Source organism: Streptomyces sp. LS1784 (assembly GCF_020103755.1).
Lineage (GTDB): Bacteria > Actinomycetota > Actinomycetes > Streptomycetales > Streptomycetaceae > Kitasatospora.
In genome coordinates this window covers 1-2,695 of record NZ_JAHSQD010000826.1, presented here as the reverse complement: position 1 = coordinate 2,695, position 2,695 = coordinate 1, and the positions used below count along the sequence as shown (strand labels likewise).

At 74.1% G+C, this 2,695-nt stretch carries 3 protein-coding genes and 1 pseudogene; 2 read left to right on the top strand and 2 right to left on the bottom strand.

What is annotated here, in order from left to right:
* Positions 1 to 187: pseudogene (locus KS423_RS42975) on the top strand (hypothetical protein); the annotation flags it as partial.
* A 7-nt stretch (positions 188 to 194) separates the two neighbouring features.
* Here KS423_RS42975 and KS423_RS42970 read toward each other — a convergent pair.
* Together KS423_RS42970 and KS423_RS42965 are read right to left on the bottom strand one after the other, a co-directional pair.
* Positions 195 to 878 carry an HAD family hydrolase gene (locus KS423_RS42970; protein WP_224285128.1) on the bottom strand — a complete coding sequence of 228 codons (684 nt, stop codon included), beginning with the start codon at positions 876 to 878 and terminating at the stop codon, positions 195 to 197.
* A gap of 40 nt (positions 879 to 918) precedes the next feature.
* On the bottom strand, positions 919 to 1,494 hold the full coding sequence (locus KS423_RS42965; RefSeq protein WP_224285127.1) for an NUDIX hydrolase: 576 nt from the start codon (positions 1,492 to 1,494) through the stop codon (positions 919 to 921).
* A gap of 342 nt (positions 1,495 to 1,836) precedes the next feature.
* Here KS423_RS42965 and KS423_RS42960 point away from each other — a divergent pair, with 342 nt between their 5' ends.
* On the top strand, positions 1,837 to 2,604 hold the full coding sequence (locus KS423_RS42960) for a CDP-alcohol phosphatidyltransferase family protein (protein ID WP_224285126.1): 768 nt from the start codon (positions 1,837 to 1,839) through the stop codon (positions 2,602 to 2,604).
* Positions 2,605 to 2,695 lie beyond the last annotated feature (91 nt).

Here is a 2,695-nt window from a genome sequence, read left to right as displayed (position 1 = left end):
GCAGCCCGCCCCGCAGCCGGGGGCGGGGCTGCTGCCGTACCTGTCGTTCGGTTCGGTGCTGTTCGCGGCGCTGGTGCCGGTGGCCGCCGCGCTCTACCTGCTGACGGCCGGCGTCTGGTCGGCCGCCGAGCGGGGCTGGCTGTACCGGGACGGGTCGCCGGTGCCGGCGACCCTCCCGATTGCCTGACCGCCTGTCAGAAGTGGCGCAGCAGCTCGGGGAAGGCCCCGAGCTGCAGCGTCGCCTCGTCGGGTCCGAGCTCCGCGTGCTCCAGCACCCAGGTGTGCTCGTGCGGGATGAAGACGGTACGCAGGCCGGCCCGGCGGGCGGGGGCGATGTCGGACTTGGGCGAGTTGCCGATCATCCAGGTCCGGCCGGGGGCGAGGTCGAGGTCGGCGGTGAGCTGCCGGTAGGTGTCGACCGACTTCTCGGCGACGATGTGGATGCCGCGGAAGTGGTGGTCGATGGTGGAATCGGTCACCTTGCGCTGCTGTTCGCCCTGGTCGCCCTTGGTGAGCAGGAGCAGGTGGTGGCGGTCGGCGAGGGCGGCCAGGGTGTCGGCGACGCCCGGGATCAGTTCGACGTCGCGGCTGGTCAGCGGGGTGAGCAGGTCGTCGATCCGGGCCTGCTCGTCCGCCGTGGGGGTGCGGCTGTTGAGCTGCTGCAGGCAGTCGGCGAGGCTCTGCCGGAAGACGGTGGCGCCGTAGCCGAGGGTGGCGGAGTTGACGGCCTCGATCTCGTTCAGCAGGGCCCTGGTGCGCTCCTGTTCGGCCGGGGTGGCGACCCAGTCCAGGAAGCCGTCGATGACCCGCTCGAAGAGGACGTTGTTCTCCCAGAGCGTGTCGTCGGCGTCGAAGATCAGGGTCTGGTCGGTGTGCATGCGATGGTCTCCAAGGTCCGGTGGTCTCCGGGGAAGTCGGTCAGGCGGCCGGCAGCAGGAGGGCGGCGCGGTCGAGGGTCTCACGGAGGTTCTCCTCGGTGGTCCGGCGCTTGGCCTCCTCGACGGTGAGCCACTCCAGCGGGGACGCCGGGTTCTCGGGCCGGGCCTGCTCCGGGGTGCCGGTGGCCAGCAGGAAGCGCAGGTCGGCGTGCTCGTGCGCGGGTTCGGTGGGCGAGGCGGGGACGGGCACCACGGCGAGGTGGACGAGGGCGGGGCCGGGCCAGGGGGTGAGGTCGGGCAGGCCGGTCTCCTCCAGGCCCTCGCGCAGGGCGATGTCCAGCGGCCGGGTCTCTCCCGGGTCGCCGTGACCGCCGACGTGCAGCCAGGCCTGCTGGCGGACGTGCCAGCGCAGCAGGACGCGGCGGGTCGGCGGGTGGACGATCAGCGCGGAGGCGGTGAAGTGGAGCGGGAAGGTGCCTCTGTTCCAGGCGTCGGCGACGCCGAGGAGGCGGCGCGCCCGCTCGTGGTCGGCGGTCTCCACCGGGCCCTGCGGGCGGTGGTCGTCCAGCAGTCGGGCCAGGTCGGGGCTCTGCGACGGGCCGCCCGTGGTCACCATGGGTCTGCACTCCTCGTTCCGTTCCGTTCCGGGGCCGTGCGGACCGCGCGGACCGCGTCAACCGGCTTGCGGGAGCGGGTGGTCGGGCCGGCGGTCGGGCCCGGGGCTTCGGGTTCCGGCGAACCCGCGCAGCCTAGCCGGGGGCGCCCGGGCGGCCCACCGGTTTTCGCCTGCGGGCGCCCGGGCCCGCTCGGACCTGCGTACGCTTCGGCGGACGTCCGCGGCGGACGTTCCACCGGAGGACATCTTCCGTACCGCCGGCGGCATACCGGCTGGTCCGGGCGTTTCCCCGGAGGCCGTAGCCTGTGGTGATCGTTTCGGTACAGGTGGAGGGATGTCGTCATGGTGGCTGCTCCGGCGCTCGCCGAGCTGCGCGAGGTGTGCCAGCCGCAGGCCAAGCTTCAGAGCCGCAACGGCGAGCACTGGGCGGGCCGGCTGTACATGCGGCGGATCTCGCTGCGGACCACCCGGATGCTGGTGCGCACCTCGGTGTCGCCGAACACCCTGACCTGGGTGATGGTGGTGTGCGGGGTCGGCGGCGGCGCGGCCCTGCTGATCCCGGGCCCGACCGGTGCGGTGCTGGCCGTCGTGCTGTTCCAGCTGTTCCTGCTGTTCGACTGCGTGGACGGCGAGGTGGCGCGCTGGAAGCGCCAGTTCAGCATGGCCGGGGTGTACGTGGACCGGCTCGGCGCCTATCTGGCGGACGCCGCGCTGATGATCGGCGCGGGCGTACGGGCGGCCCGCGGCGGGTCGGAGCTGTGGGTGTCGGCGGGGCTGGCGACCGCGCTGGGCGTGGTGCTGCTCAAGGCCTCGACGGACCTGGTGGACGTGGCCCGCGCCCGCAGCGGGCAGCTTCCGGCGACCGAGGAGTCGACGCAGCCGCGCTCCCAGGGCATCGCGACGGCCCGCAGGGTCGCCTCGCTGTTCAAGATCCACCGGGTGACGAACGGCATCGAGGCCTCGCTGGTGCTGCTGGCGGCGGCCGCGGTGGACGCGGGGCTCGGCAACCTGGACGCCACGCGGTGGTCGCTCGCGGGCATCGCGGTGATCACCTGGGGCATGGTGGTCGCGCACCTGGCGTCGATCCTGTCCTCCTCGCGGCTGCGCTGAGCGGCCTGCGCCCCGGGGGCCGGGGCCCCGAAGGCCGAGGCGCCCTGCGCCCGGGGGGCGAGGCGCCCCTCCCCCGCCCGGGGGAGGCCCC

Bases quoted from the DNA above. Each gene is read 5' to 3' on its own strand.
- KS423_RS42970 (WP_224285128.1), bottom strand. From the start codon at position 878: ATGCACACCGACCAGACCCTGATCTTCGACGCCGACGACACGCTCTGG.
- KS423_RS42965 (WP_224285127.1), bottom strand. From the start codon at position 1,494: ATGGTGACCACGGGCGGCCCGTCGCAGAGCCCCGACCTGGCCCGACTG.
- KS423_RS42960 (WP_224285126.1), top strand. From the start codon at position 1,837: ATGGTGGCTGCTCCGGCGCTCGCCGAGCTGCGCGAGGTGTGCCAGCCG.